The sequence below is a fragment of the Phenylobacterium sp. LjRoot219 genome (genome assembly GCF_964252995.1).
GTDB lineage: Bacteria > Pseudomonadota > Alphaproteobacteria > Caulobacterales > Caulobacteraceae > Phenylobacterium.
Genome location: NZ_CAXUQI020000001.1, coordinates 2,038,772 through 2,065,257, shown reverse-complemented (window position 1 = coordinate 2,065,257; position 26,486 = coordinate 2,038,772). Strand labels below are relative to the sequence as shown.

The 26,486-nt window shown below is 69.3% G+C and carries 24 protein-coding genes; 15 read left to right on the top strand and 9 right to left on the bottom strand.

Going from position 1 to position 26,486, the window contains the following annotated elements:
- The first annotated feature begins 107 nt into the window (after nt 1-107).
- Entirely contained in the window at nt 108-374 is a 267-nt protein-coding gene (locus ACSQ14_RS10130) for a hypothetical protein (protein WP_436012277.1), read from the top strand.
- Here the strand turns inward: ACSQ14_RS10130 and rsmA are convergent.
- The 6 genes from rsmA to lptF form a co-directional block, all read right to left on the bottom strand.
- Nucleotides 363-1,187: a 16S rRNA (adenine(1518)-N(6)/adenine(1519)-N(6))-dimethyltransferase RsmA gene (gene rsmA / locus ACSQ14_RS10125; protein WP_436012275.1), complete on the bottom strand. Its 825-nt coding sequence runs from the start codon at nt 1,185-1,187 to the stop codon at nt 363-365. The two genes, ACSQ14_RS10130 and rsmA, sit on opposite strands and share 12 nt — an antisense overlap.
- Nucleotides 1,184-2,191 carry a 4-hydroxythreonine-4-phosphate dehydrogenase PdxA gene (gene pdxA, locus ACSQ14_RS10120; protein ID WP_436012273.1) on the bottom strand — a complete coding sequence of 336 codons (1,008 nt, stop codon included), beginning with the start codon at nt 2,189-2,191 and terminating at the stop codon, nt 1,184-1,186. The genes rsmA and pdxA overlap by 4 nt, the downstream gene beginning before the upstream one ends.
- The gene (locus ACSQ14_RS10115) at nt 2,188-3,558 is read right to left on the bottom strand and encodes a peptidylprolyl isomerase (RefSeq protein WP_436012271.1); all 1,371 of its coding nucleotides are present in this window, start codon (nt 3,556-3,558) and stop codon (nt 2,188-2,190) included. The genes pdxA and ACSQ14_RS10115 overlap by 4 nt, the downstream gene beginning before the upstream one ends.
- Nucleotides 3,559-3,612: 54 nt before the next feature.
- Nucleotides 3,613-5,949, bottom strand: a complete 2,337-nt coding sequence (locus ACSQ14_RS10110) for an LPS-assembly protein LptD (protein ID WP_436012269.1) — start codon at nt 5,947-5,949, stop codon at nt 3,613-3,615.
- Nucleotides 5,950-6,067: 118 nt separating this feature from the next.
- Entirely contained in the window at nt 6,068-7,171 is a 1,104-nt protein-coding gene (lptG, locus tag ACSQ14_RS10105; RefSeq protein ID WP_436012267.1) for an LPS export ABC transporter permease LptG, read from the bottom strand.
- Complete coding sequence (lptF, locus tag ACSQ14_RS10100) at nt 7,168-8,310, bottom strand: LPS export ABC transporter permease LptF (protein ID WP_436012265.1); 1,143 nt, start codon at nt 8,308-8,310, stop codon at nt 7,168-7,170. The genes lptG and lptF overlap by 4 nt, the downstream gene beginning before the upstream one ends.
- A 158-nt stretch (nt 8,311-8,468) precedes the next feature.
- Here lptF and ACSQ14_RS10095 point away from each other — a divergent pair, with 158 nt between their 5' ends.
- From ACSQ14_RS10095 to ACSQ14_RS10085, 3 genes are read left to right on the top strand one after another with little or no spacing between them, the layout of a single operon-like run.
- Nucleotides 8,469-9,923, top strand: coding sequence for a leucyl aminopeptidase (locus tag ACSQ14_RS10095; RefSeq protein ID WP_436012263.1), 1,455 nt, complete (start codon nt 8,469-8,471; stop codon nt 9,921-9,923).
- A gap of 1 nt (nt 9,924) precedes the next feature.
- Nucleotides 9,925-10,635 carry an alpha/beta fold hydrolase gene (locus ACSQ14_RS10090; RefSeq protein ID WP_436012261.1) on the top strand — a complete coding sequence of 237 codons (711 nt, stop codon included), beginning with the start codon at nt 9,925-9,927 and terminating at the stop codon, nt 10,633-10,635.
- Nucleotides 10,628-11,083: a DNA polymerase III subunit chi gene (locus tag ACSQ14_RS10085; protein WP_436012259.1), complete on the top strand. Its 456-nt coding sequence runs from the start codon at nt 10,628-10,630 to the stop codon at nt 11,081-11,083. The genes ACSQ14_RS10090 and ACSQ14_RS10085 overlap by 8 nt, the downstream gene beginning before the upstream one ends.
- Here the strand turns inward: ACSQ14_RS10085 and ACSQ14_RS10080 are convergent.
- From ACSQ14_RS10080 to ACSQ14_RS10070, 3 genes are all read right to left on the bottom strand, one after another.
- Nucleotides 11,080-12,414, bottom strand: a complete 1,335-nt coding sequence (locus ACSQ14_RS10080; RefSeq protein WP_436012257.1) for a spinster family MFS transporter — start codon at nt 12,412-12,414, stop codon at nt 11,080-11,082. The genes ACSQ14_RS10085 and ACSQ14_RS10080 overlap by 4 nt on opposite strands.
- A gap of 143 nt (nt 12,415-12,557) precedes the next feature.
- Nucleotides 12,558-13,796 (bottom strand): glycosyltransferase, encoded by a 1,239-nt coding sequence (locus ACSQ14_RS10075; RefSeq protein WP_436012255.1) that lies wholly within the window; start codon nt 13,794-13,796, stop codon nt 12,558-12,560.
- 31 nt (nt 13,797-13,827) lie between these two features.
- Nucleotides 13,828-14,286, bottom strand: a complete 459-nt coding sequence (locus ACSQ14_RS10070; RefSeq protein ID WP_436012253.1) for a hypothetical protein — start codon at nt 14,284-14,286, stop codon at nt 13,828-13,830.
- 162 nt (nt 14,287-14,448) lie between these two features.
- On the opposite strand from ACSQ14_RS10070, the gene sidA reads away from it, so the two are divergent.
- From sidA to ACSQ14_RS10015, 11 genes are all read left to right on the top strand, one after another.
- Nucleotides 14,449-14,538, top strand: coding sequence for a cell division inhibitor SidA (sidA, locus tag ACSQ14_RS10065; RefSeq protein ID WP_436012251.1), 90 nt, complete (start codon nt 14,449-14,451; stop codon nt 14,536-14,538).
- A gap of 29 nt (nt 14,539-14,567) precedes the next feature.
- Nucleotides 14,568-18,041, top strand: coding sequence for a DNA polymerase III subunit alpha (gene dnaE / locus ACSQ14_RS10060; protein WP_436012249.1), 3,474 nt, complete (start codon nt 14,568-14,570; stop codon nt 18,039-18,041).
- A gap of 34 nt (nt 18,042-18,075) precedes the next feature.
- Nucleotides 18,076-18,753 (top strand): GNAT family N-acetyltransferase, encoded by a 678-nt coding sequence (locus ACSQ14_RS10055; RefSeq protein WP_436012247.1) that lies wholly within the window; start codon nt 18,076-18,078, stop codon nt 18,751-18,753.
- A 189-nt stretch (nt 18,754-18,942) separates the two neighbouring features.
- Entirely contained in the window at nt 18,943-19,755 is an 813-nt protein-coding gene (gene rpsB, locus ACSQ14_RS10050; protein WP_436012245.1) for a 30S ribosomal protein S2, read from the top strand.
- A gap of 93 nt (nt 19,756-19,848) precedes the next feature.
- Nucleotides 19,849-20,787: a translation elongation factor Ts gene (tsf, locus tag ACSQ14_RS10045; RefSeq protein WP_436012243.1), complete on the top strand. Its 939-nt coding sequence runs from the start codon at nt 19,849-19,851 to the stop codon at nt 20,785-20,787.
- Between the two features lie 255 nt (nt 20,788-21,042).
- Nucleotides 21,043-21,762 (top strand): UMP kinase, encoded by a 720-nt coding sequence (gene pyrH / locus ACSQ14_RS10040; RefSeq protein ID WP_436012241.1) that lies wholly within the window; start codon nt 21,043-21,045, stop codon nt 21,760-21,762.
- A gap of 37 nt (nt 21,763-21,799) precedes the next feature.
- On the top strand, nt 21,800-22,366 hold the full coding sequence (gene frr / locus ACSQ14_RS10035; RefSeq protein ID WP_436012239.1) for a ribosome recycling factor: 567 nt from the start codon (nt 21,800-21,802) through the stop codon (nt 22,364-22,366).
- 36 nt (nt 22,367-22,402) lie between these two features.
- Nucleotides 22,403-23,197, top strand: a complete 795-nt coding sequence (uppS, locus tag ACSQ14_RS10030; protein WP_436012237.1) for a polyprenyl diphosphate synthase — start codon at nt 22,403-22,405, stop codon at nt 23,195-23,197.
- Entirely contained in the window at nt 23,175-24,041 is an 867-nt protein-coding gene (locus ACSQ14_RS10025) for a phosphatidate cytidylyltransferase (protein ID WP_436012235.1), read from the top strand. Before uppS ends, ACSQ14_RS10025 begins: the two co-directional genes overlap by 23 nt.
- Complete coding sequence (locus tag ACSQ14_RS10020; RefSeq protein ID WP_436012233.1) at nt 24,029-25,228, top strand: 1-deoxy-D-xylulose-5-phosphate reductoisomerase; 1,200 nt, start codon at nt 24,029-24,031, stop codon at nt 25,226-25,228. The genes ACSQ14_RS10025 and ACSQ14_RS10020 overlap by 13 nt, the downstream gene beginning before the upstream one ends.
- A 19-nt stretch (nt 25,229-25,247) precedes the next feature.
- Nucleotides 25,248-26,465, top strand: a complete 1,218-nt coding sequence (locus ACSQ14_RS10015) for a M50 family metallopeptidase (protein WP_436012231.1) — start codon at nt 25,248-25,250, stop codon at nt 26,463-26,465.
- Nucleotides 26,466-26,486: the final 21 nt, after the last annotated feature.

Here is a 26,486-nt window from a genome sequence, read left to right as displayed (position 1 = left end):
CCTTCATCCCCAGGCCCGCCCAAACCATCCACAGGGCGCCGTCGGCGGATAGTTGCACGTGGGACGGACTCGCCGGCTAGGTGGCTGCGCAAGTCGGAGCGTACAGAATGGACGTCGACAGCCTTTCCCCGCCGAATAGAGACCTGCTGATGCAGGCGCTGCCGAATGGCCGCCTGGTCAATGTGCTCTACGACCACGGCGCCCGCGTCGAGGCGGGATTCGCCCGCGATCGCCGCTGCTTCGCGCTCGGCGAGCGGGGCTGGCTCGAGTTCCTCGGCTGGGATGGCCAGCCGACATCGGGCGCTCATTGCCTCAGCAATTGGGGCCTGACGCGTCAGGCCCAGGCGCTGCTGGTCGGCCGCCTAGCCGCGTAGCTGGTCGGCCAGCCGCAGGAACCCCGCCAGGTCGATCGTCTCGGCGCGCGCCTGGGGATCCAGCCCGGCCGCCGTGATCAGGCTCTCGCCGCCCAACACCTTGAGGCTGGACCGCAGCATCTTGCGGCGTTGACCGAAGGCCGCGGCGGTGACCCGCTCCAGCGACTTCAAGGCTTCCGCCGACGGCCGGTCCGGCCGCGGGACTAGCCGCACGACGGCGGAATCCACCTTCGGCGGCGGGGTGAAGGCGCGCGCCGGCACATCCATCACGCGCTGCGCGTGGCAGGTGGCCTGGACGATCACCGCCAGCCGGCCATAGGCGTCGTCGCCGGGACCCGCGACGATCCGGTCGGCGACTTCCTTCTGGAACATCAGGGTCAGCGAAGCCGGGGTCCACGGGCCGGTGAGCCACTTGATCAACAACGGGGTGCCGACGTTGTAGGGCAGGTTCGACACCAGATGCGCCGGCTCGCCCTGGGCCAGCGCGGTCTCGTTGACCTGCAGCGCGTCACCGAACACCAGGGCGAGCGCCGGGCAGACGCCGGACAGCTCCTCGAGCAACGGCCGGAACCGCTCGTCCTTTTCCACCGCGGTCACCCGGGCGCCGGTCTCGAGCAGGGCGCGGGTCAGGCCGCCCGGTCCCGGGCCGACCTCGAGGACGTGGTCATCGGCGCCGACGGCGGCCAGTCGGGCGATCTTCCGCGTGATGTTGAGGTCCAGGAGGAAGTGCTGGCCGAACGACTTCTTGGCCAGCAGGCCGTGGGTCGCCAGGCTCTCGCGCAGCGGCGGCAGCTCGGAAAGCGGGTCGTTCATGCCGCGCGCCGCCCGGCGATCGCGTCGGCCAGCCGGATGGCGGCCAGCAGGCTGTCGGGCCGCGCCACGCCTTGGCCGGCGATGTTGAACGCGGTGCCGTGGTCCGGCGAGGTGCGCACGATCGGCAGCCCCAGGCTGACGTTCACGCCGCCCCAGAAATCGAGCATCTTCACAGGGATCAGCGCCTGGTCGTGATAGAGGCAGAGCGCGGCGTCATAGCGGGCGCGCATCTCCTCGGGAAACATGCTGTCGGCCGGGTAGGGACCGCTCGCGTCGACGCCCAGCGCGCGCAGGGCCTGCACGGCCGGCGCGACGAGATCCACCTCCTCGCGGCCGATGCTGCCGGACTCGCCGGCGTGCGGATTGAGTCCGGCGACGGCGACGCGCGGCGCGGCGATCCCGAAGTCGCGGCGCAGCGCCTGGGCGGTGACCAGGCCGGCGTGGACGATCGCCTCGGTGCTGAGCAGCGCCGGCACCCGGGCCAACGGCGCATGCACCGTCACCAGCGTCACGCGCAGGTCGCGGGCGGTGAGCATCATGATCGGACCACGTGCGCCCTCGTACGGCGCCGCAGCGGTCAGCTCGCCGAGGAATTCGGTGTGGCCGGGGAACTTGAAGCCGGCGTCATAGAGAGGGGCCTTGGAGATCGGGGCGGTGACCACCCCGCCGGCCTCGCCGCGCAGGGCAAGGTCGACGGCCGTCTCGATCCACTGGATCACCGACGGCGCGGCCGCGGCGGTGGGTCGACCCGCCACGGCCGGCGTCGCCAGCGGCAGGTCGAGCACCGGCAGGGCGTCGGGAAAGACGCGCGTCGCCTCCTGCGGCGAGGCGATCCGTTGCAGGATCCCGGCGTCGGCGGCTGATGCCGCCGCCAGCGCCTGGAAATCCCCGACCGCGAAGAAGCTCAACGGCTCGGCGCGCAGCGCCTGCCAGGCCTTGACGATGATCTCCGGACCGACGCCGGCCGGATCTCCCAGCGTCAGGGCGAGCGGCCGGCGGCTCACCGCGTCTCGATGGTGGCGGAGTTGCGCAGGTCGCGCATGTACCGCCGCGCGATCAGGCTGAGCTGCTGGCCCATGAGCCGGTTCTCGATCTGGTCGCGCGACATCGCACCGCTGCCGGTGGCGCGCTTGCCGCAGACGGCGACCAGGTGGAGCCCGACCTTGGTGCGGATCGGCTCGGAGATCTGGCCTTCGTTCAGCGTCTGGGCGGCCTGCTGGAACTCTGGCGCCAGATCGGCGATCTCCGCGTCGCCGAGGTCGCCGGCCATGACGCCGGCTTTCGACGCGACGCTCTCGAGGTCGTTGCAGCCCTTGGCGTCGGCGCGCACGGCCATCAGCTTGGCGCGGGCGGCCTCGATGTCGGCGGGCGAGGCGTCGGCCTTCAGGGGGATCGCGGCCTGCTTCAAGCTCACCATGGTCGCGCCGGCCCCGGCGCGCTTGTTGCGCAGATAGATGATGTAGACGCCTTCCTTGACCTGGATCGGCGGCGACAGCTGGCCGGGCCGCAGGCCGTCGAGCACGGCGTCGACTTCCGGCGGCAGTTCGCCGGGGCTCACCCAGCCGGCGTCGCCGCCGGCGGCGGCGGTCGGCGCAGCCGAGAACTGCCGGGCGACGGCGGGGAAGGGCGCGCCTTGCTGCATCTGGGTGATCAGCTGCTGGGCGCCCTGCAGCGCCTGCGGCATCCCGCCGGCGCGGTTGGCGTCGATCAGCACTTCGCTGATCTGGTACTGCGGCTTCGAGGCGACGGCGGCGAGCCGGGTCTCGGTGGCCTTGATCTGATCTTCGCCGATCCGCAGACGGCTGCCGTAGCGGCCCTGGATCCAACGCTGCCAGCTCATCTGGGCGCGGACCTGCTGGTAGAGCGTCTCCGGGCCGATGCCCTGGCTCTTCAGCGCGCCGAGGAACTGGTCGGCGGTCATGTTGTTCTCGCGCGCCATGGCGGTGAGCTCTTCGCGCACCTCCGCGTCGGTCGCGATGATGCTGATCTTCTGCTGCTTTTCGACCCGCCGCAGCTCGTGCAACTGCAGGCTCTCGTCGATCAGCGAGATCAACGCCTGCCGCTGAAACTGCGGCAGGTTTTCCTGGTTCGGCTGGATCCCCGAAGTGATGATCAGCAGGCGCATGCGCTGCGCCAAGTCATAGGTCGAGATGATCTCATCGTTGACGATCGCGGCCACCGACTCCGAGAGCGGTCGCGGGGCGGCGGACGTGGCAGGCGGAATCGACACCGCCGGCGCATCGGTCGGCGGTGCCTTCACCGCGCGGCTCGGAGCGGCATGCACGTCGAGGGGCAGGGCTGCGACCAACAAAAGCGCGGCCAAAGCCGCGCCGCGCGCCAACCGGCCCGGGACGTCGTCGGCGTGCATCATGGATGGGATCATTCCTTCCAGCGGCCGCGCGGGCCGGCATTCTCTCAGTGTCATCTAAAATGTCCCGCCCAATGTGGCGAGCGTTAGGCGCACGGCGATCTGCTCGTTGCGGCCAATTTGGCGCAATTGGTTGTTGTCACGCTGGTAAATGACCGCATCTTCCTTGCGATAGATCACGTCCACACGGACGCAGTCGTCGCGGTAGAAGACACCGACGTCGCGGACCGCCCAGGCGCCCTGGGCGATGTCGCGGCTACCGTAGAGCGACGCGCCCCAGTTCTTGGTGAAGTAGACCTCACCACCGATATCCATGTTTTCCTGCTTGCCGCCGCTCAGGCTGGCGGTCGGCTCGCCAATGACCTCGGTGTCATTGTTGAGGTAGCGGATGAAGCCCGAGGCCCACTTGGTCGAGGCGTTGGCGCCGGCCTCGAGCCGGTGCACCTGCAGGTCGTTGGAGTCGAGCCGGGCGCGGGCGTACATCGAGACGCCGGGCAGCGGTTGGGCGTCGGCGGCGACAATCCAGTCGGAGGCCTTGCCGCGCAGCCCGGAGCCTTCGCGGAAGATCGTGTTGGTCTCGGAGCGCAGGCTGCGGCCGACCAGCAGGCTGGCGCGACGGCCGTCGTCCCACAGCACCGAGGCCCGTCCGGCGACGTTCAGCCGCGCGCCGTCCTCGTAGAGGTCGTAGCCCGGGAATTTGTTGGTCCGGAAGAGATTGGTCTCGTCGAACTCGAAGGTCGCGCTGTCTTCGTTCAGGTAGATCGGCGAGCCGTCGGGGTTGTAGCCGATGATGACCTGCCGGGCGTTGGGCGAGACGGCCGCCTGGACCAGCGGCTCCACCACCACCGTCGAGTTCCGCCAGCGGCGGTAAAGCGGATAGGAGAGGTCGGCGCCGACCGTGGCCAGCGCGCGGCCGATCATGTCCGAGCGGTAGGTGACGCCGTCGGCGTCCGGCACGTCGCCCAGGCTGTAAAAGTCGCCGCGGACGCTGACGAACGGATCGAGCCGCAAGCCGCCGGACGAGGTGAAGGACCGCCGCCAGTCAGCCTGGGTGGTGATGCGGCGGCTGTCGATGCCCGGCTTGGAGAGGTCGTTGGGGTCCAGGTCGCGGGTCAGCGCCACCGCGCTGCCGGTCAGTCGCAACTGGCCGCCCAGCAATGCGGAGTCGGGCGAATAGCGCTCTTCGATCAGCGGCGCGATGATCGGGAAGGTGCCGCTGTTTTCGAACTCGCCGGGTACGGTCTGCCGCAGGCCCTGGATGCTCATCGCCGCGGCGGAGAAGTAGTTCTTCGTGTCCTGACGGATCGCGTAGAGCTGCGAGATCAAGCGGCGGTCGTCGGCGACGAACGGGCCGCGGGTCACATAGACGCGCGGAATATCGTACTTGTCGAAGATCAGCAGGTCGGAGGTGCGTTCGGCGGTGAAGCCGAGCAGCCAGTTGTTGTCCAACTGGAACGCGCCACGGCCGAGGATGTAGCTGCGGTTGGTCCGGTCGCCGAACCGGTTGCCGTCGCCGTCGACGTCGCGCTCGTAGGTGTAGCCGCCGCGCAGATCGATGTCCCCGGAGTAGAAGCGCTTTTTAATCTGCAGGTTCAGGAACGGGTTGATCTCGGTGTTGAACTGCGGGCTCAGGACGACGTCGGTGTAGGGCGAGACCACCCAGAGGTAGGGCTGCTCATAGGAGAGGCCGCGACGGTCGGAGAGGCCGAAGCTCGGCGTCAGGAAGCCCGAGGCGCGCTTGGCCGTGGGGTCGGCGTGCCAGAAGACCGGCAGGTAGAGCACCGGGACGCCTTTCACGCGCACCCGGGCGTTGCGGTAGAAGATCAGCCGCTGCTGCTTGTCCTGCACGACGCGGTCGGCGGCGATCGACCAGCTCGGCGTCTTCGGCGTGCCGTCGGCCTTGCAGATGTCGCAGGGCGTGTAGATCGCGCGGTTGAGCTCCTGCACGGTCTGGGAGCGCCGCGCGGCGGTGGCCGAGGCGATCTTGCCATTGTCCGGCAGGCGGGCCGAGAAGCCCTCGGCGACGCCGGCGCTCATCTTGTCGTCCAGCGCCAGCTGGTCGGCGAACTCGATAGTGCCGTCGGCATTGATCAGCTGGACGTGGCCGAAGGCGCGGATGACGCCCGGCTTGCCTTCGACGCCTTCGTCATAGACGACGCGGTCGGCGCGCAGGGTGCGGCCCTGGTAGCGGATCTCGACCGAACCCTCGGCCGTGGTGCGGCCGTTCTTGTCGTCGCGGGTGAGGCGGTCGGCCTCCAGGTAAAGCTCGTCGTCCGCCAGGCCGTCAGGCGACGGCGCCTCGGCCGAGGGCGCAGCGGTTTCGGTCCCGCCGGACGCCTGAGCGTTCGCGGGGGAATGCGCCAGCATCGCGACGACGGCGGCGCCGGCCAGCATAGCGCGCCTGGCAGCGGAAGGCGTGAGCCGATCCGGACTCATCGTTGATCAGATCCCCTCTGGCGTCCGCCCGCGCTATTGCGCCGTTTGCGGATGCATAGTCGTGCTCACGAACGATTCAACCGTCTTCGGTGTAGCAGAGCAGTGTCAAACCCGACAGCAGCGCTACGATAGGCGGCGCCCAGGCTGCGGCGTACAGCGGAATAATGTCGCCCTTGGCGAGGGCGCCCGCGAACTGATTGAAGAAGAACACCACGAAACCGAGGGCCACGCCGGCCCCGGCGAGCCCCGCCAGGCCGCCCAGCCGGGCCAGCCGTAGCGAAAAAGCCGCCGCCAGCACCGCCATCGCCGCGAACAGAATCGGCGTCGCCAGCAGCTGGTGGAAGCGCAGCCGATAGGCGGCGGCGGAGAATCCGGCCTGTTCGGTGAGCCGGATCGCCGCGGGCAGCCGCCAGAAGGCGATCGCATCGGGCGAGGCGAACCGCTCCATCGCCGACTCGGCGTCGAGGCTCGAGCGAATCGACAGGCTGTCGGAATGCACCGAGTTCTCGCCGGCGGTGGCCTCGCGCACGTCGCGCAACTGCCAGAAGCCCGGCATCAGCTGCGCCTCGGCGGCCTCCAGCCGGCGCTTGAACTGCGGCCGGCCGGTCTGGTCCTTCTGGTAGACGAACAGCGACACGCCCTGCAGCCGGACGACGCCGTCGACGACGCTGCGCGAGCGGGCGTGGATGACGATCTGGTTGGTCTCGTCGCCCTGGCGCAGCCACACGTCCTTCGGCGCGCCGGGCAGGTAGTTCTCCATCAGTCGGGCGCGATCGTACTCGAACCGGGCGTTGAGCGATGCGGCCAGCGGATTGAGCGCGGTCACCGTCAGCACGCCGGCGACGAAGGCGGCCAGGGCCGAGGGCATGATGAACCGCCAGGCCGACACCCCGGCGGCCCGCATCGCCACCAGCTCGCTCTTGCGGTTGAGGCCGACGTAGGCGGCGATCACGCCGAACAGGAAGACGAAGGGCAGCAGGATCTGGATCACCGACGGCGCGCGCAGCATCGTCAGGCCGAACAGCTGCGCCGGACCGACATCGGCCCGCACCCCGACCTGACGCGATAGGTCGACGAACTGGACCAGCACGATCACCGCGGTGATCACCGCCAGGGCCGAGCCGACGCCGCTGAGGGTGCGGGCCAGCATGTAGCGCTCGAGGCGCCCCGTCAGGTTCATGCCGCCGCTCCGCTCAGCTTGCCGGGCAGGAGTCGGCGACGCCACAGGGCCGGGCGGCCGGTCTGCCGGCTGAAGATGCTGCGCAGCGCCAGGCCCAGCGCCAGCAACGGCACGGCGTACTGCAGCACGTTGAGCCACACGGTGTCGTCGCAGGCGGCCTGGACGACGAAGCCGATGATGCGGGTGAGCGTCGCCAGGCCGGCCATCACGGCGATTCGCCGGCCATAGCCGAGCCGCGAGAAGCCGCCGCCGATGATCGCGGCCAGCGCCATGGCCATGAAGGCGATGTTGTACAGCGGCGTGGCCAGCCGGGAGTGGCCCTCGGCCAGCAGGCTCTTGCGGTTGTGCTTCTCCCAGGCCTGGGTGAGGTCGGGGAAGAACAGCTCGTGCAGATAGCGGTCGGAGGCCTTGTAGTGCACCCGCTCGGGGCTCTCGGTCAGCGGCGAGAGGTCGAACACGTACTCGTCGAACGTCAGGAAGTTCAACACGCCGTTGCGCGAGAATTCCTGGGTCGAGCCCTGGCGCATGATGAGCACCGGGCGGCCGAAGCGCTTGGTGAGCTTTCCCTGTTCCGCGGTGTAGGTGGTGGCCCCGCCGTCCGGCTTCATCTGATGGATGAAGAGGTTGCTCATCTTCCCTTGGCCATCAATGGTTTGCGTATAGACGGTTACCCCTGGCGCGGGCTCGGTGAACTCGCCTTCGCGCACCAGTGTGGAGGCGAGGTCGGTGCGGACGGCGAACAACTCCTGCCTCAGCTGGCGGAACGCCGCCGGCTGGACGAACAGATTGAGCACCAGGGCCAGGTAGGCGACCACGCAGGCCAGCCGGATCGCTGGCGAGATCACTCGCCAGCGGCTCATGCCGCCGGCGAAGCAGACGACGATCTCCTGCTCGGTGTGCAGCCGGTTGAACGCCACCAGGGCGGCGACGAACACCGCGACCGGTAGGATCATGTTGATCAGCTGCGGCATGTAGAGCAGCGTGACCTTCAGGAAGACCATCGCGCTCTGGCGTTGGTTCACGATCAGGTCGAGGCCGGCGAGACTCTGGCTCAGCAGGGCGACGCCCGTGAGGGCGCCGGTCGCCAGCAACGTCGGGCCTAGCATTTGGCGCAGCAGATAGCGGTCGATCAGGCGCATCGGTAAGAAAACGGCTCACCTGGAGAATTTGCCGCGCCGCGGCCGCGGAGCTGTTCTAAACCATGCGTCGCCGCCTCGCACAACCATGCGTGGGCCGTGAGCCGAAGCTGCGTGACACGCGTTGCAGGGCGACTGAGGCGGGAGCTGAGGGAGTTCCGATGGAGATCGAGTTCGTTGCGGCCGAAGCCGCGGTGGCGCCCAAGACGGGTGTGGCCCAGATCGTCTTCGAAGGCGAGACGCCGGCTGGGCCGCTCGCCCAGGCGCTGGCGGCGAGCCGATTCACCGGGGCCAAGGGCCAGACCCTCGACCTGATCGCCCCCGCCGGGCTGGACCTCGCCCGGCTGGTGCTGGTCGGCGCCGGCAAGCGGGAAGGTTTCGACGCCCTGGGCGCCGAGCACGCCGGGGCGAGCGCCTACAACGCGCTGAAGACCTCCGGGCTGGAGATCCTGCGCGTGGAGCTGCCGGGCGCCGAGGCGGCCACGGCGGCCAGCGTGGCGCTGGGCGTGCGGCTCGCAGCCTACAGATTCGACAAGTACCGGACCAAGGAGCCGGCGGAGAAGAAGCCGTCGATCCAGCGCGCCCAGGTGGTCGCTGCCGAGCCCGACGCGGCGCTCACGGCCTTCCCGCCGCTGGCGGCGGTGGCCGACGCGGTGAGCTTCACCCGCGACCTCGTGTCCGAGCCCGCCAATATCCTCTATCCGGCCGAGTTCGCCCGTCGGGTGAAGGAGCTGGAGAGCCTGGGCCTGGCGGTCGAGATCCTCGGCGAGCCGGAGATGAGCAAGCTCGGCATGGGCAGCCTGCTGGGCGTCGGGCAGGGCAGCGTGCGCGAGAGCCAGCTGGTGGTGATCCGCTGGAACGGCGCGAGCGACCCGAGCGCGCAGCCGATCGCCTTCGTCGGCAAGGGCGTGTGCTTCGACACCGGCGGCATCTCCATCAAGCCGGCGGGCGGCATGGAGGACATGAAGTGGGACATGGGCGGGGCGGGCGCAGTGGCCGGCCTCATGCACGTGCTCGCCTCGCGCAAGGCCAAGGTCAACGTGGTCGGCATCCTCGGACTGGTCGAGAACATGCCCGACGCCAACGCCCAGCGTCCGGGCGACGTGGTGACCTCGATGTCCGGCCAGACGATCGAGGTGATCAACACCGACGCCGAGGGCCGCCTCGTGCTCGCCGACGCCATCTGGTACTGCCAGGACCGCTTCAAGCCGAAGTTCATCGTCGACCTGGCGACGCTGACCGGGGCGATCATCACCGCGCTCGGCAACGACTACGCCGGCCTGTTCTCGAACAACGACGAGCTCGCTCAGAACCTGCTCGACGCGTCTCAGAAAGAGGGCGAGCCGCTTTGGCGCATGCCGCTGCCGGAGCAGTACAACAAGAACATCGACTCCGTGATCGCCGACATGCGGAACGTGAGCTCGGGCCCGGCCGGCGGCTCGATCACCGCGGCGCTGTTCATCCAGCGGTTCGTCAACAACCTTCCCTGGGCGCATCTCGACATCGCCTCGACCGCCTGGAAGAAGCCGTCGAGCGTGCCGACGATCCCGGAGGGCGCGACCGGCTACGGCGTACGGCTGCTGAACCGGCTCGTGCAGGAGAAGTATGAAGGCTGAGATGACGGCTCAGCGCATGCTCCTGCTCCACACCCCGCTCCTGGGGCCCTACAGCCTGCGACCGCTGGCGAACGAGTTGGCGCGCCTCGGCGTGGAGGCGGAAACGCCGGCCTGGCCGCGGCTGTCGTCCGTGGCCGACGCCTACTATCCGACCCTGGCCGGCAGCCTGGCGGCGACGATCGACGGCGCCGGCGGCGGTCCGGTGGTGCTGGCCGCGCACAGCGGCGCCGGCGCGCTGATCCCGGCCCTGGCCGCACAGCTGCGCACGCCGCTGGCCGGCGTGGTGTTCGTCGACGCCATTCTGCCGCACCCGGGCCGCAGCTGGTTCGACACCGCGCCGAAGGAGATGCGCGACCAACTGCGCGCCGGCGCCCAGATGGGCCAGCTACCGCCGTGGGACGACTGGTGGCCGCCGGGCGCGCTCGAGCGCCTGGTCCCGGACGCCGAGTCGCGCGCGGCGCTGGTCGACGAGCTCGAGCCGCTGCCGCTCGGCTATTTCGAGGAGCCGGCCCCGACCATCGAGCTCACCGCGCCGGCGGCCTATCTGCAGCTGAGCGGCGGCTATGAGGAAGAGGCGCGGCTCGCCGGCCGCCAGGGCTGGCCGGTCGTGCGCCTGCCGCTCAATCACCTGGCGCCGTTGAGCCAGCCGCAGGCGGTGGCCGGCGCGCTGGCTTCGCTCGCCGAACGCCTGACGGGCGCTGCCCATGGCTGAAGGCTGCGAGGTCTGGTTCTACCACCTCGAATCCACCAGCCTGGACCAGGCGTTGCCGGAGCTGTTGGAGAAGACCCTGGCGCGCGGCTGGAAGGCGATCGTGCGGACCCGCCAGCCGGAGCGCATCGAGCACCTCGACGGCTGGCTCTGGAGCTACCGGGACGACAGCTTCCTGCCGCATGCGCCGGACGCTGAGCCCGGGGCGGCGCGGCAGCCGGTCCTGCTGACCAGCGGCTTCGACAATCCCAACCGCGCCGACGCCCTGTTCCTGGTCGATGGCGCGGAGCCGGGCGAGCTGACCGGCTATACGCGCTGCGTGGTGCTGTTCGATGGCGCGGACGAGGACCAGCTGGTCACCGCCCGCGGTCAGTGGACCGCCATCAAGGCCAAGGGCTTTGCGGTATCCTACTGGCGCCAGCAGGGCCGCGGCTGGACGAAGGTCGCTTAACTCCCGAGCGCCTCGGCGCGATTGCGGGCGTCCACCGTGGCGATGTCGGCGCGATAGCTCAGGCTGGCGCGGAAATAGAGCACGGCGCCGACCAGGCCGAGCGCGGTCGAGCCGAGCAGGGCGTAGCGCAGCGACTCCTCGCCGAAGCTGGGCTTCAAGAGATCGCTGGCGATGCCGATGATCTGCGGGCCGAGGCCGAGGCCGACGATGTTCATGACGAAACCGAGGATGGCCGAGGCGGTGGCGCGCGCCGCCACCGGGGCCAGGTTCATGACGATGGCGATCATCGGCGCGGTGAACAGCCCCTGCAGCAGCATCTGCACGGCCAGCAGCGGGAACACGTAGTCGAGCGGCGCGAGGAAGGCGATCGCCGCGAGGACGGCGGCCACCGGATTGGTGATCATCGGCACCCACAGGTGCCAGCGCAGGTCGCGCCGGCCGAGCCAGTCGATGATCGGGCCGCCAATGATGTGGCCGATGATCGAACCTACGCCGAGCGACGCGCCGAGCGCGGCCCCGATCGCGGCGTGGTCCATGCCGTGCGAGCGCGCGAGGAAGGCCGGCAGCCAGGTCATCGCGCCCATGGCCGCCATCGCCGTGATCGTGGCCCCGAAGATCATGTACGGGAAGGCGCGCGTAGACCACATGGCTTTGAGGGTCTGAAGGAACGGCTGGGCCGGGGGCGCATGCCGGACGCCGTCGGCCATCCCCTTGTCGATCTCCGGGATGGTGAAGAACACCAGCGGCCCGAGCAGCAGGCCCGGAATGCCGACCAGGATAAAGGCCATCCGCCAGCCGTACTCCTGCAGCGCCCAGCCGCCGAACGCCAGGCCGAGCGCCATGCCGACCGGCGAGGACAGCATCAGCACGGTCATCGCCGTCGCCCGTTCGCGCCGCGGGAACAGGTCGCCGACCAGGGCGTGGCCGGAGGAGTTGCCGCAGGCCTCGCCGACGCCGACGCCGAAGCGGGCGACGAACAGCTGCAGGCCGTTTCGGGCCATGCCGCAGAAGATGGTCATGATGCTGTAGCTGGTGATCGCCAGCGCAACCATCTTGCGGCGCGACCAGCGGTCGGCGATGCGCGCGGCCGGGATGCAGAGGGTGGCGTAGACGAAGGCGAAGGCGAGCCCGGTCAGGAGCCCCATCTGGGTGTCGCTCAGCCCCAGTTCCTTGCGGATCGGTTCAAGCAGGATGTTCATGATCTGCCGGTCGAGCGTGCTCATCGTCGCGACGAGCGTCAGGATCAGCAGGCAATAGTACCGCCGCATCCGGGAGAAACCGGCGTCGGCGGGCGCGGCTTCGGCCGCTGCGGCGCTGGCCAGATCGTTCATCTCGACGCTTCCTCCCGCGACGGGCGTATCGTCCCGCCGTCATGTTCTTGTCGCCCGAAGCGTCAGCCGCCCAGGCGGACGCATGCTGACGCGCCCGCAGCGGCCAGGGCAAGGGGCGTTTGCGCGCAGATCGCCGGCGCGTTTTAGGCGGCGGGGACCTGGAGGCCGAGGTCGCCCAGCAGCTCGAGCCAGCCGGCGCGGCCCTGGGCGCGGCTGAAATGGGCCACCGCGGTCTCGCGCGCGGCGACGCGGAACGGTGCGGAGGCCTGCGGCGCGCGGCAGGCGGCGATCAGCGCCGCGGACAGCGCGTCGACGTCGAAGAACGGCAGCAGCCGGCCGTTGACCCCGTCCTGGATCGCGTCGCGCACCGGGCCGGTGTCGGAGCCGATGACGTAACAGCCGCTGGCCATGGCCTCGACGATCGACCAGGAGAGCACGAACGGGTAGCTGTAGTAGACGTGCGCGGTCGACAGCCGCAGCGCCGCCAGCATCTGCGCGTGCGGCACCCGGCCCAGGAAGTGCACCCGGCTCAGGTCCAGCTGGCTGGTCAGCGGGCCGAAGATGGCGTCCTTCCAGGTCTGGCCGCCCGGCGCGGCGGCGCCATAGCCGCTGGTCTTGGCTTCGCCGATCATCACCACCTGCGCGTCCGGAACCTCCGCCAGCAGCCGGGGCAGGGCGCGGGCGAAGATGTGCAGGCCGCGCATCGGCTCCATCTGGTTGTTGACGTGGGTGATCACCGGTCTCCCCGGCGTCAGCACGCGGCCGTCGGGCAGGACGAAGGGCTCGGCCGGCGCCGGGCGGATCGCCTCGACATCGATGCCTTCGTGGATCACCCGGGTCAGGGCGCGAAACGCTGGCGGCAGGCGGGAGGCCTGGAACTCGGTCGGCGCGACGATCGCGTCGGCGTCGGCCAACGCCATCGCCATCACCCCGTTCTTCGCCTTGCCGCGGATCAGGGCCTCTTCGTCGCCGGTCCAGAACTCCGGGTCAAAGTCGATGTCCGAGCCGTGGCCGTGATAATAGAACTCGGAGAAGAGCACCTGTTTCGCCGCCGGAAACACGTGCCTCAGCAGGGCGGTCTCGCCCCAGCCGGGATGGCCGACGATCACCTGCGGCTCCTGGCCCTGGTTCTTCAGCCAGCGCGCCGCCTCCAGCGCATAGCGGCTGCGCAGCAGGTCGGCCTCGGCGCGCACCGCCAGCGGGAAGACGTCCTTGCCGGTGCCGCGCGGCAGCCGGTAGCGCACCAGCTGAACTCCCGGCGCACCGGGGGCGCTTTGGTAGCCGATGGCGGAGCAGGGCACGCCGCGCGCGACCAGCGTCTGGGCGAGGTCGCGGAACTGCGCAGGGAAGTTGTTGTGGACGAAGAGGACGCCGGCGGCCATGGCGCTGTTCTGCCCGGCCGGACCTGGGCTGTCACCTCTCTTGCGCCGCGATCGCCCCGATCGTCTGGTGGTTGCGGATCGCCTGCTGGAACAGCTGTTCGCGGAAGTCGGTGAGCATGCGAGAGGCGTGGGGCGCCAGCGACAGGGTATGGTCGTCGCGGATGATCCATCCCGCCTCGACCAGCGCGGCCACCTTGCGCCGGACGCTCTCCTTGGGAATGCCGGTGGAGTCGGCGATCGAGCGCACATTGGTCGACAGGCTGGGATAAGTCTCGACGGCGCCGCTGAGCACGTCCTCCAGCTCCAGGTCGAGCACGCGCTTGTCCTCCGCCGTGCGCATGGCGACCACCAGCACGATCAACAGCTTATCCAGGTCCCCGTCACAGGCCGTCCGGCCGATGTTCAGCACATCGATCATCGGGCCGAGGAAGTCCTTCGCCACATAGGGATAGTGGCGGCGCAGCAGGCTCAGCAGCGGGGATTGGGGCATGGCGCCTCCCTCTGGCTCGAACGACACAGCGGCGCTGCTGTTCCGCACCGGCGGGAAACGCCAGGCGCCACCCACTTGACGATGTGAACAAAACGAGAATAAGAACGAAGGAAGAACGCGGCGGCGGTTCTCCACAGCCCGCCCACAACAGGGATGCGACACATGGTTCGTCTGGCGCGAGAATCGCTGGCCTTTGCCTCGGTGGCCAGCTTTGTCTGGATGGTCTGTTTGGTGGCCAGCTACGTCGGCTGACCGCCATGCGAATGGGGGAGGCGGCTGGGGTGAGCGCGGAAGGTCAGGAACCAGGCGCCCCGGACGTCAGGCCGGAAGGCTTCGTCCACCTGCGGGTCCGCTCCGCTTATTCGCTGCTCGAAGGCGCGATCAAGGCCGACAAGATCGGCGCCTTGGCCAAGTCCGGCGACATGCCGGCGGTGGCGCTGGTTGACCGGGCCAATCTGTTCGGCGCCCTGGAATTCTCGGTCGCGACCAAGGAGACGGGCGTCCAGCCGATCATCGGCTGCGCCCTTCCGGTCAGCGGCATCGGCGAGGGGCAGCCCGAGCGCTGGGCGCGCACCCCGACCGTCGTCCTACTGGCCCAGAACGAACAGGGCTACCTCAACCTCGCTGAGCTTTCCTCGATCGGCTACGTCGAATGCGACGGGATCTCGGAGCCGAACGTCCCCTGGACGAAGGTGGCGGAGCTGTCCGAGGGCCTGATCCTGCTGTCGGGCGGTCCCGACGGCCCGGTCGATCCGCTGATGGCGGCCGGCAAGGTCAAGGAGGGCCGGGCCGCGCTCGAGGAGATGCACCGCGTCTTCGGCGACCGGCTCTATGTCGAGCTGCAACGGCATGGCGCGCCGAACGAGGCGGCGGCCGAGGGCGAGCTGGTCGCCTGGGCCTACGATTGCGACGTACCGCTGGTGGCGACCAACGACGTCTATTTCGCCAAAACCACGATGTATGGGGCGCATGACGCGCTGCTCTGCATCGCCGACGGCTCGTTCGTCGGCCAGGACGAGCGCCGGCGGGTCACCGCCGAGCACTGGTTCAAGCCGGCCGCGGAGATGCGCAAGCTGTTCGCCGACCTGCCGGAGGCCTGCGACAACACGCTCGACATCGCCCGGCGCTGCGCCTTCATGGTGGCGAAGCGCGCGCCGCTGCTGCCCAGCTTCCCGACCGGCGACGGCCGCTCCGAGGCCGAGGAACTCGCCCACCAGGCCCGCGAGGGCCTGAAGATGCGCATGAGCCTCGGCCAGGCGAACGCCTACCCCGCCGCGGACTACGAGGCGCGCCTCGAGCGGGAGATCGGGATCATCATTCAGATGGGGTTCCCGGGCTACTTCCTGATCGTTTCGGACTTCATCAAGTGGGCCAAGGCCCACGACATCCCGGTCGGGCCGGGACGGGGTTCCGGCGCGGGCTCGCTGGTCGCCTATGCGCTGACGATCACCAACCTCGACCCGCTGCGCTATGGCCTGCTGTTCGAGCGCTTCCTGAATCCCGAGCGGGTGTCGATGCCCGACTTCGACATCGACTTCTGCCAGGAGCGACGGCAGGAGGTCATCGACTACGTCCAGCAGTACTACGGCCGCGACCGGGTCGCCCAGATCATCACCTTCGGCACCCTGCAGGCGCGCGCCGTGCTGCGCGACGTCGGCCGGGTGATGCAAATGCCGCTCGGCCAGGTCGACCGCCTGGCCAAGATGGTGCCGGCCAATCCGGCCAACCCGGTGACCCTGGCCCAGGCGATCGACGTCGAGCCGCGGCTGAAACAGGCGCGCGACGAGGACGAGGCGGTGGCCCGCCTGCTGGACGTCTCGCTGCAGCTGGAGGGGCTGTACCGCAACGCCTCGACCCACGCCGCCGGGGTGGTGATCGGCGACCGGCCGCTGATCCAGCTGACGCCGCTTTATCGCGATCCGCGCTCGGACCTGCCGGCGACCCAGTTCAACATGAAGTGGGTGGAGAGCGCGGGGCTGGTGAAGTTCGACTTCCTCGGCCTGAAGACGCTGACCGTCATCGACCGGGCGCTGAAGCACCTGCAGAAGCGCGGCGCCGGGGTCGACATGGACACCCTGCCGCTCGACGACGCGAAGACCTACGAGCTGATGGGCGCGGCCCAGACGGTCGGGGTGTTCCAGTTCGAAGGCCAGGGGATGCGCGACACCCTGCGCCAGCTGCGCCCCAACTGCATCGAAGACGTCACCGCCATCGGCGCCCTCTACCGCCCGGGGCCGATGGACAACATCCCGGCCTTCATCGACTGCAAGTTCGGCCGCAAGCCGATCGACACCCTGCACCCGACGCTGGCGCCGGTGCTGAACGAGACCTACGGCATCATCGTCTACCAGGAGCAGGTGATGCAGATCGCCCAGATCCTGGCGGGCTACAGCCTGGGCGAAGCCGACCTTCTGCGCCGCGCCATGGGCAAGAAGAAGAAGGAGGAGATGGAGCAGCAGCGCGCCCGCTTCGTCTCCGGGGCCGAGCTGAACGGCATCAAGCCGGACCACTCCGGCGCCATCTTCGATCTCGTCGACAAGTTCGCCGGCTACGGCTTCAACAAGTCCCACGCCGCGGCCTACGCGGTCGTCAGCTACCAGACCGCCTGGCTGAAGGCGAACGCGCCCGTCGAGTTCTTCGCCGCCTCGATGAGTCTGGATATCGCCAACACCGACAAGCTGTCGGTCTTCTACCAGGACGCCAAGCGCTTCGGGATCAAGATCCTGCCGCCCGACGTCAACCGCTCGGCCGCCGACTTCGAGGTCGAGAACGGCGAGGTGCTCTATGCGCTGGGCGCGATCCGCAACGTCGGCCTGCAGGCGATGGAGCACGTGGTGCAGGTGCGCCGCGAGGGCGGTCCGTTCCGTGACATCTTCGATTTCGTCGAGCGGGTCGATCCCCGGCAGGTCAACAAGCGCACCTTCGAGACCCTGGCGCGCGCCGGGGCGTTCGATGCCATTCATCCGAATCGGGCCCAACTGGTCGAGGCCGCCGACCTGCTGGTGAGCTTCAGCCAGAGCGTGGCGGCCGAACGCGCCTCGGCCCAGGGCGGGCTGTTCGGCGACAGCAACAGCGACCTGGTCGAGGCGCAGAAGCGGAAGATGCCCAAGGTCGATCCCTGGGCCCCAACCGACCGGCTGGACCAGGAGCTGGCGGCGGTCGGCTTCTACCTCTCCGGCCACCCGCTGGAGGATATGGTCGAGGCGCTGCGCCGCAAGCGCACGGACCTCTACGCCGACGCGCTGGTCAAGGCGGTCGGCGGCGCCGAAGTGCTGAAGATGGCCGGCATCGTCCGCCGCAAGCTGGAGAAGCCGGGCCGCACCGGCGAGAAGTTCGCCTTCGTCACCCTGTCGGATCCGACCGGCGAGTACGAGGTGCTGTTCCCGCCGGAGACCCTGCGCCGCTGCCGCGACCACCTGGAGCCGGGCAAAGCGGTGTCGATCAAGGTGCGCGCCAAGGCCACCGAGGGCGAGGTGCGCTTCTTCGGCGACGACGCCCAGCCGGTGGAGAAGGCGATCGAGAACGCCGTCGCCGGCCTGCGGGTGCACGTCGCCCCGCGCAGCGCCGAGATCGACGCCCTGCAGAAGCGGCTGGCCGGCGTGGTGTCCGACCGCGGCGGCGAGATCCTGCTGGTCGCCGGGCTGGAGCAGGGGGCCGAGGTGGAGCTCAAGCTGCCGGGCCGCTTCAAGCTCGACGGCGCAGTGCGCGGGATGCTCAAGACCACCCAGGGCGTGCTGCTGGTCGAGGACCTCTAGGCGCGGGCGCCGGCCTGGCGCTAGCTTGCCCGCCATGAGCCATCCGCTGGACCGCGCCGTCTGGACCGCCCTGAACACTTCTCAGGCGGAGCTGGCGCTGGGCGTCGGGCCGGCGCGGCGGCTGGCGCCGGAGTACGGCCTGTTCGCCGCCGCGGCCGACGCCACGGAGACCAGCCTGCAGTCACTCGGCGCGCTGGTCCGCGCCTCCGGCGAGGCCGCGCTGTTCGAGCCGGATCCGCCCGCCGAGCTTCCCGGCGTCGTCGTCACGCCCGGCGATCCGCTGTCGCAGATGGTCGCCGAGGCGCCGGTCTGCCCGACGCCCGACTTCGAGGTGGTGGAGCTCGGCGACGCCGACGCCGGCGAGATGCTGGCGCTGGCGACTCTGACGCGACCGGGCCCGTTCTTCCGCCGCACGCATCGGCTGGGGGATTTCGTCGGCGTGCGGGTCGGCGGCCGGCTGGCGGCGATGGCCGGCGAGCGGCTGCGCCTGCCGGGCTTCACCGAAGTCAGCGCGGTCTGCACCCACCCCGACTTCCGCGGCTGCGGCTACGCCGCCGGCCTGATGGGCGTGGTGACCCGCGCGGTCGTCGACCGCGGCGAGACGCCGTTCCTGCACGTCTACGATCACAACGAAAGCGCCATCCGGCTTTACGAGGCGCTCGGCTGGCGCCGTCGCCGGGCGATCCGGGTCAGCTTCCTGGCCCCGGCCTGAACGTCGTTTCCCGAGGCCGATCCGGCGCGGGATACTTGCAATTTGGCGGGCTTGGCCCTATTTGCCCGCCTCATTCCACACGTAGGCGTTTGGGACGCGACGGGGAGACATCCCGTCCGATCCATTCCGGTCCTCGGAGACGAGGGTTTGCCTGCGGAGGTTAACCGGAAGAAGGACATTTGAAAGCCCATGGCTCTTCCTGAATTCTCCATGCGTCAGCTCCTCGAAGCCGGCGCGCACTTCGGCCACCAGACGCACCGCTGGAACCCGAAGATGGAGCGCTACATCTTCGGCAGCCGCTCCAACATCCACATCATCGACCTGTCGCAGTCGATCCCGCTGCTGCACCAAGCCCTGGTGAAGGTCCGCGAAGTCGCCGCCGGCGGCGGCCGCATCCTGTTCGTCGGCACCAAGCGTCAGGCCTCAGAGCCGATCGCGACCGGCGCGAAGCGCTGCGCCCAGTACTACGTGAACCACCGTTGGCTCGGCGGCACCCTGACCAACTGGCGCACCGTCTCCGGTTCGATCGCGCGTCTGCGCGAGCTGGAAGGCGTGCTGGAAGGCGAAAGCGGCCGCTCCAAGAAGGAACTTCTGCAGCTCACCCGTGAGCGCGACAAGCTCGAGCTGTCGCTGGGCGGCATCAAGGACATGGGCGGCATCCCCGACCTGATGTTCGTGATCGACACCAACAAGGAAGCGATCGCGATCCAGGAAGCTCGCAAGCTCAACATCCCGGTGATCGCCATCCTCGACACCAACTGCAACCCGGACGGCATCACCTACCCGATCCCGGGCAACGATGACGCCGCCCGCGCCATCCAGCTCTACTGCGACCTGATGGCCGACGCGATCCTCGACGGCCTGGCCGCTGGCCAAGCCGCCTCGGGCGTCGACCTCGGCGCCGCGGAAGCGCCGATGGAGCCGGCTCTGGCGCGCACCGAAGCGGCCGCCCCGGCGGCTGAGGCGCCGGCGACCGAGTCGAGCGAACCGGCGGCCGGCTGAGCCCTTTCGGGCTCAAGCGCTGCGATCAACTGACTGTCACGGCGGGCCCTTATGTTGGGCCCGCCGGTTTCATAAACCTGAAGGAGCTGACCCATGGCGGAGATCACCGCTGCGCTGGTCAAGGACCTGCGCGAGAAGTCCGGCGCAGGCATGATGGACTGCAAGAAGGCGTTGCAGGAGAACAACGGCGACGTCGAAGCGTCGATGGACTGGCTGCGGACCAAGGGCCTGGCCAAGGCGGCCAAGAAGGCCGACCGCGCCGCCGCTGAAGGCTTGGTGGCCGGCAAGATCTCCGCCGACGGCAAGACCGGCGTGCTGGTCGAGTTCAACGCCGAGACCGACTTCGTCGCCAAGAACGACTCGTTCCAGAACGCCGCGCGCGATTTCGCTAACGTGGCGCTGGCGACCGACGGCAGCGTCGACGCCATCGTCGCCGGCAAGACCGCCAAGGGCGAACTGGTCAGCGACGTCGTCACCAACCTGATCGCGACCATCGGCGAGAACATGCGCGTTCGTCGCTCGGTGAAGCTCGCCGTCGACCAAGGCGCCGTCGCCATCTACCTGCACAACAAGCAGGGCGATGACGTGGCCCGCCTCGCGGTGCTCGTCGCGCTGGAAGGCGCTGGCGATCAAGCGCAGCTGGCCGAAGTCGCCCGCCGCATCGCCCTGCACGTGGCCGGCACGCCGACCCCGCCGCTGGCGCTGAACAGCGACGAACTCGATCCGGAAGTCGTCGCCAAGGAGCGCGAGATCCAGACCCAGATGGCGGTCGAGTCGGGCAAGCCCCGCGAAATCGCCGAGAAGATGGTCGAGGGCCGCATCCGCAAGTGGCAGGAGGAAGTCGTCCTCCTGAAGCAGCCGTTCGTGATGAACCCGGACCAGACGATCGAGCAACTGATCGCCGAGACCGGCAAGGAACTCGGCTCGCCGGTCACGCTCAAGGCCTTTGCGCGCTTCGCGCTCGGCGAGGGCGTGGAGAAGAAGACCGACGACTTCGCCGCCGAAGTCGCCCAACTCTCCGGCCAGAGCTAAGCTTGAGACGCCCCGGCGCCGTGTATGCGGTCGCCGGGGCGTTGCGCCGCTGCCGCGGGACGGCGCCGACCAGACGATTTGCGGCCGCGGCGCGGCTTCCGCTTGGCGGAAAATCGTCCTGGGCTATGTTCCAGTACCCCGGAGCCTTTCCGGTTTGGGCGGACCCGCCTGAGCCGAGCGGAAAGGCTCCCATTTGTGTGTTAGAGCGCGGCGGACGGTTCTCGCCCCACGCGCCCTTCTGATCCGGACTCCGCGATGACCGAAGCCCCGCTGCGCTACAAGAAGATCCTGCTGAAGGTCTCCGGCGAGGTTTTGATGGGGGAGCAGGGCTTCGGTATCGACACCGCCACGATTGAGCGCACGGCCGAGGATATCGCCGAGGTCGTCAAGACCGGCGTCGAACTCTGCCTGGTGATCGGCGGCGGCAACATCTTCCGCGGCGTCTCGCTCGCCGGCCGCGGGATGGAGCGGGCCCAGGCCGACTACATGGGCATGCTGGCCACGGTCATGAACGCGCTGGCCCTGCAGGGCGCGCTGGAAAAGATCGGCGTCTACACCCGCGTGCAGTCGGCGATCCCGATGGAAGCCGTCTGCGAGCCCTACATCCGCCGCCGCGCGCTGCGGCACCTGGAGAAGGGGCGGGTGGTGATCTTCGCCGCCGGCATCGGCAATCCGTTCTTCACCACCGACACCACCGGCGCCCTGCGCGCGGCCGAGATGGGCTGCGACGCGCTGTTCAAGGGGACCAGCGTCGACGGCGTCTACACCGCCGATCCGAAGAAGGTCCCGACCGCCGAGCGCTACGAGTCGCTCAGCTACCAGGAGGTCCTGGCCAAGGACCTTCGCGTGATGGACGCTTCGGCCATCAGCCTGATGCGCGACAACCAGATTCCGATCGTGGTGTTCTCTATCCGCGAACGCGGCAATTTCCTGAAGGTGTTGAGGGGCGAAGGCGTCTACACCACCATCGCCTGATCACCTCGAACGCAGAACGAGATAAGGGAGAAGTCCCATGGCCACCGCCGAGAAGCCCGTGCTTTCGAGGTACAAGGACCGCATGGACAAGGCCGTCATCGCGCTGAAGGAGGAGTTCGCCTCCCTGCGCACCGGACGCGCCTCGGCCAACCTGCTCGATCAGGTGCACGTCGACGCCTACGGCTCGAGCGTGCCGATCAACCAGGTCGGCGCGATCAACGTCCCGGAAGCGCGGATGATTTCGGTCAGCGTCTGGGATCGCGGGCTGGTCGTCTCGGTCGAAAAGGCGATTCGCAATTCCGGCCTGGGCCTCAATCCGGTGGTCGACGGCCAGAACCTGCGCATCCCGATCCCGGCGCTGACCGAAGAGCGTCGCAAGGAGATCGCCAAGATCGCCAGCAAGTACGCCGAGCAGCAGCGCGTGGCCGTCCGCAACATCCGCCGCGACGCCAACGACGACCTGAAGAAGGCCGAGAAGGACGGGGCCATCAGCCAGGACGAGCACAAGCGGATGGAGACCGAGGTTCAGAAGCTCACCGACGAAGCGATCAAGCGCGTCGACGAAGCCTTGAAAACCAAAGAACAAGAGATCATGCACGTCTAGCGAGCGCCGTTGCGCCCGTAGGGAACCTCCACGCTCATGGCCGCCCAAAACGAAAATCCGTCCGCGGGCGTCCCAGCCTCTGGCTTGTCGGGCCGGGCCGCGGGCTCCCCGCGCCCGTTGCACGTGGCGATCGTCATGGACGGCAACGGCCGCTGGGCGAAGCAGCGCGGCCTTCCGCGCACGCTCGGCCACCGCGCCGGCGTCGAGGCGCTGAAGCGCACGGTCGCCGCCGCGCCGGACCTGAACATCGGCTGGCTGACCGTCTTCGGCTTCTCGACCGAGAACTGGAGCCGACCCGCCGCCGAAGTCTCCGAACTGATGGCGCTGCCCAAGCGCTACTTCGAAAGCGACATCGTCCGGCTCGAGCGCGACGGCGTGCGGGTGAGGGTGCTCGGCCAGCGAGAGGGGCTGTCGCCGGACCTGGTGCGGATCATCGAGGACGCCCAGGCGCGCACGGCGAAGAACGACCGCTTCGCTCTCAACATCGCGTTCAACTACGGCGGCCAGGCCGACATCGTCGAGGCCGCCCGCCGGTTCGCCGAGGAGGTCGCGGCCGGTCGAGCCCGGCCGGAGGATCTCGATACGGCGCTGTTCTCCAGCCGCCTGGCGACCGCTGAGTCGCCGCCGCCGGACGTGGTGATCCGCCCGTCGGGCGAGCAGCGCCTGTCCAATTTCCTGCTCTGGGAATCCGCCTACGCCGAGTTCGTCTTCCAGGACGTGCTCTGGCCGGACTACGGCCCCGAGCATCTCAAAGCTGCGCTTCAGGCCTTCGCCGGGCGCGAACGCCGCTATGGCGCGGTGCTGCCCGATGACGTCCTTGCCGCAGGCTAGACGCTTCGACTGGACCAACCTGGGCCTGCGCGTCGCCTCGGCCCTGGTGCTCGTTCCCGCGGTCGTCGCCGCGATCATGATCGAGGCGAGCTGGCTGTACCTGCTGCTGATCTCGATCGGCGTGGCGCTGCTGGGGATCGAGTGGGGCGGGATGAGCGCGCCGCGCTCGCCGCTGCGGGTCGCTGCGGCGGTCACCGCAGCCGTGCTGGCGGCGCTGTTCCTGACGCATCTGCAGCACCCGCTCTGGGCGTGGATCGCCATGGTCGTCGGCGCCGCGGCCGCCGCCCTGGTCGCCCGCGGGGTCGCTGAGCGGCCCGCCGACGCGGCCTTCGGGGTGATCTACCTGGCGCCGGCGGCGATCTGCCTGGTCTGGCTGCGGATGACCAACCAGGGCCAGTGGTGGACCCTGATGCTGTTCCTGGTCACCTGGTCGGCCGACATCGGGGCCTTTGCGATCGGCAGCGCCCTGAAGGGGCCGAAGCTGTGGCCGCGGTTCTCGCCCAACAAGACCTGGTCAGGCTTCTTCGGCGGGCTGGTATGCGCCAGCCTGATGGGCGTGCTGATCGCCGCGCCGTCGGCCCTGAACATCGACCTGCCGCGCGCCGTGATGCCGGCGTTCTCGCTGAATCTGTGGGCCGCCGCGCTGATCGGGGTCGCGGTCGGCCTGGCCACCATGGCCGGCGACCTCTGGGAGTCGGCCCTGAAGCGGCGGTTCGGCGTTAAAGATTCCGGCGATCTGATTCCCGGCCACGGCGGCCTTCTGGACCGGGTGGATGGTTTGATGTTCGCCGTCGTGGTGATGGCGCTCGCGCGTCTCGCCAACCAGTGGGGATGGGGTCATTGAACCTGCCGCGTAAGGTCACAGTCCTGGGCTCGACGGGCTCCGTCGGGGTCTCGACGCTCGATCTGTTCGCGCAGGCTGGCGCGCCGGTCGAGGTCGTGGCCCTGGTCGCCGGCCGCAACGCCGACAAGCTGGCCGAGCAGGCGCTGCGCTGGCGGCCCGAAATCGCGGTGATCGAGGACGAGGGGGCCCTGCCGCGGCTGCGCGAGCTTCTCGCCGGCAGCGGGATCGCGACCGCCGCAGGCCCGGCCGCGGTGACCGAGGCGGCGACGCGCGAGGCGCAGTGGGTGATGTCGGCGATCGTCGGGTTCGCCGGGCTGGCCCCGACCCTGGCGGCCGCGCGCACCGGCGCGGTGATCGCGCTCGCCAACAAGGAAAGCCTGATCTGCGCCGGTCCCGAGCTGCTGCGGACCGCGAAGCGCGCGGGCGGGGCGGTGATCCCGGTCGATTCCGAGCACTCGGCGATCTTCCAGGTGTTCGAGCCGCAGAACGCCGCCCAGGTCAGCCGGCTGATCCTGACGGCGTCCGGCGGGCCGTTCCGCAGCTGGTCGCGCGAACAGATGGCGGCGGCGACGCCGGAGCAGGCGCTGGCCCATCCCAACTGGAGCATGGGCGCGAAGATTTCGGTCGATTCCGCGACCATGATGAACAAGGGCCTCGAGGTGATCGAGGCCGCCTACCTGTTCGCCATGCCGCCTGAACGCGTCGACGTCCTGATCCACCCGCAATCGATCGTCCACAGCCTGGTGGAGTACGCCGACGGCTCGACCCTGGCGCAACTCGGCCCGCCGGACATGCGCACGCCGATCGCCTGCGCCTACGCCTGGCCCGACCGGCTGTCCTGGCCGGCCGAGCGCCTCGACCTGGCGCGGATCGGCCAGCTGACGTTCGAGACCCCCGACCCGGTCCGCTTCCCGGCGCTGGCGATCGCCAAGGCGGCGCTCGAGGCGGGCGGCGCGGCGCCGGCGGTGATGAACGCCGCCGACGAGGTCGCGGTGGCGGCCTTCCTTCAGCGCCGGATCGGCTTCCTGGACATCGCCCGGGTGGTCGCCGAAACTCTCGAGCGGATGAGTGTCGAGGGATGGGGGCGTCGCGACGAAGGCGACGTGCTCGAAAGCGCCCGGGCCGCGGATGCGACGGCCCGTCGCGTGGCGGAAGAGGTCGCGAACGGTCTTATGGCCTCTGCGTGAGGCAGACGGAGTAGCCCCCATGTTCGGCTTCCTCGACGACCTGCTGCTCTACATCGTGCCCATCGTCATCATCCTGGGCGTGGTGGTGACGGTGCACGAGCTCGGCCACTTCCTGGCCGCGAGGGCCTTCGGCACCGCGGTGGATCGCTTCTCGATCGGCTTCGGCCGGGCGATCTGCTCCTGGCGCGACAAGGCCGGGGTGGAATGGCGGATCGGCTGGATCCCGCTGGGCGGCTACGTGAAGTTCGCCGGCGACGACAACGCCGCCAGCCTGCCTGACCAGGACGATCTCGCCGAGCTGCGCCGCGACATTGTCGCGCGGGAGGGCGCCGGCGCGCTCGACCGCTACTTCCATTTCAAGCCGCTGTGGCAGCGGGCGATCGTCGTCGCCGCCGGCCCCGTGGCCAATTTCCTGCTGGCGATCGTGATCTTCGCCGCGCTGCTCATGACGCTTGGCGACCCCGTCGCGCCGGCCCGGGTCGACGGGGTCCGCGCCGGCAGCCCGGCCGAACGCGCCGGCTTCCTGCCCGGCGACGTGGTCGTGCGCGCCGCGGGCAAGGAGATCGACAGTTTCACCGAGTTGCGGATGATCGTCATGCTGCGCTCGGACACGCCGACGCAGTTCGTCGTCAAGCGCGCCGGCCGTGAAGTGCCGATCACCGCCACGCCGGTGCGGGCCGAGAGCATCGACCAGCTTGGCCACGTGCAGCGCCTCGGCACCCTGGGCCTGGAGTCCCGGCCCCGGCCGCAGGACTTCGAAATGCGGCGCTACGGCCCGGTCGCCGCGCTCGGGGAGGGCGTCGCCCGCACCTGGGAGCGGATCACCATGACGGTCCATTATCTGGGCCGGCTGATCACCGGGCGGGAGACCGCCGAGCAGCTGTCGGGCCCGCTCGGGATGGCGCAGCTTTCCGGCGACATCGCCAAAAAGACCGTCGAGGTCTCGCCGAATCTCTCGACCCTTCTGCTGAACTGGGGCGTCACGACGCTGGAGCTGGTCGCCAGCATCTCGGTGGGCATCGGTTTCCTGAACCTGTTGCCGGTTCCGGTGCTCGATGGGGGCCACCTCGTGTTCTACGCCTATGAAGCGGTCGCGAGGCGCCCTCTTACTGCCAAGGTTCAAGCGGCAGGGTACCGGGTGGGGCTTGCGCTGGTGCTTGGATTGATGTTGTTCGCGACCTGGAACGATCTGCAGCGCCTGAACGTGTTCAAATTCTTCGGCGCGCTATTCTCCTAGCGACCGACATTTCCGAAACGG

Excerpts from the sequence above, each read along its gene's own strand:
- ACSQ14_RS10130 (WP_436012277.1), top strand. The coding sequence starts at position 108 with ATGGACGTCGACAGCCTTTCCCCGCCGAATAGAGACCTGCTGATGCAG.
- rsmA (WP_436012275.1), bottom strand. The coding sequence starts at position 1,187 with ATGAACGACCCGCTTTCCGAGCTGCCGCCGCTGCGCGAGAGCCTGGCG.
- ACSQ14_RS10115 (WP_436012271.1), bottom strand. The coding sequence starts at position 3,558 with ATGATGCACGCCGACGACGTCCCGGGCCGGTTGGCGCGCGGCGCGGCT.
- ACSQ14_RS10110 (WP_436012269.1), bottom strand. The coding sequence starts at position 5,949 with ATGCTGGCCGGCGCCGCCGTCGTCGCGATGCTGGCGCATTCCCCCGCG.
- lptG (WP_436012267.1), bottom strand. The coding sequence starts at position 7,171 with ATGAACCTGACGGGGCGCCTCGAGCGCTACATGCTGGCCCGCACCCTC.
- lptF (WP_436012265.1), bottom strand. The coding sequence starts at position 8,310 with ATGCGCCTGATCGACCGCTATCTGCTGCGCCAAATGCTAGGCCCGACG.
- ACSQ14_RS10095 (WP_436012263.1), top strand. The coding sequence starts at position 8,469 with ATGGAGATCGAGTTCGTTGCGGCCGAAGCCGCGGTGGCGCCCAAGACG.
- ACSQ14_RS10090 (WP_436012261.1), top strand. The coding sequence starts at position 9,925 with ATGACGGCTCAGCGCATGCTCCTGCTCCACACCCCGCTCCTGGGGCCC.
- ACSQ14_RS10085 (WP_436012259.1), top strand. The coding sequence starts at position 10,628 with ATGGCTGAAGGCTGCGAGGTCTGGTTCTACCACCTCGAATCCACCAGC.
- ACSQ14_RS10080 (WP_436012257.1), bottom strand. The coding sequence starts at position 12,414 with ATGAACGATCTGGCCAGCGCCGCAGCGGCCGAAGCCGCGCCCGCCGAC.
- ACSQ14_RS10075 (WP_436012255.1), bottom strand. The coding sequence starts at position 13,796 with ATGGCCGCCGGCGTCCTCTTCGTCCACAACAACTTCCCTGCGCAGTTC.
- ACSQ14_RS10070 (WP_436012253.1), bottom strand. The coding sequence starts at position 14,286 with ATGCCCCAATCCCCGCTGCTGAGCCTGCTGCGCCGCCACTATCCCTAT.
- sidA (WP_436012251.1), top strand. The coding sequence starts at position 14,449 with ATGGTTCGTCTGGCGCGAGAATCGCTGGCCTTTGCCTCGGTGGCCAGC.
- ACSQ14_RS10055 (WP_436012247.1), top strand. The coding sequence starts at position 18,076 with ATGAGCCATCCGCTGGACCGCGCCGTCTGGACCGCCCTGAACACTTCT.
- rpsB (WP_436012245.1), top strand. The coding sequence starts at position 18,943 with ATGGCTCTTCCTGAATTCTCCATGCGTCAGCTCCTCGAAGCCGGCGCG.
- tsf (WP_436012243.1), top strand. The coding sequence starts at position 19,849 with ATGGCGGAGATCACCGCTGCGCTGGTCAAGGACCTGCGCGAGAAGTCC.
- pyrH (WP_436012241.1), top strand. The coding sequence starts at position 21,043 with ATGACCGAAGCCCCGCTGCGCTACAAGAAGATCCTGCTGAAGGTCTCC.
- frr (WP_436012239.1), top strand. The coding sequence starts at position 21,800 with ATGGCCACCGCCGAGAAGCCCGTGCTTTCGAGGTACAAGGACCGCATG.
- uppS (WP_436012237.1), top strand. The coding sequence starts at position 22,403 with ATGGCCGCCCAAAACGAAAATCCGTCCGCGGGCGTCCCAGCCTCTGGC.
- ACSQ14_RS10025 (WP_436012235.1), top strand. The coding sequence starts at position 23,175 with ATGACGTCCTTGCCGCAGGCTAGACGCTTCGACTGGACCAACCTGGGC.
- ACSQ14_RS10020 (WP_436012233.1), top strand. The coding sequence starts at position 24,029 with ATGGGGTCATTGAACCTGCCGCGTAAGGTCACAGTCCTGGGCTCGACG.
- ACSQ14_RS10015 (WP_436012231.1), top strand. The coding sequence starts at position 25,248 with ATGTTCGGCTTCCTCGACGACCTGCTGCTCTACATCGTGCCCATCGTC.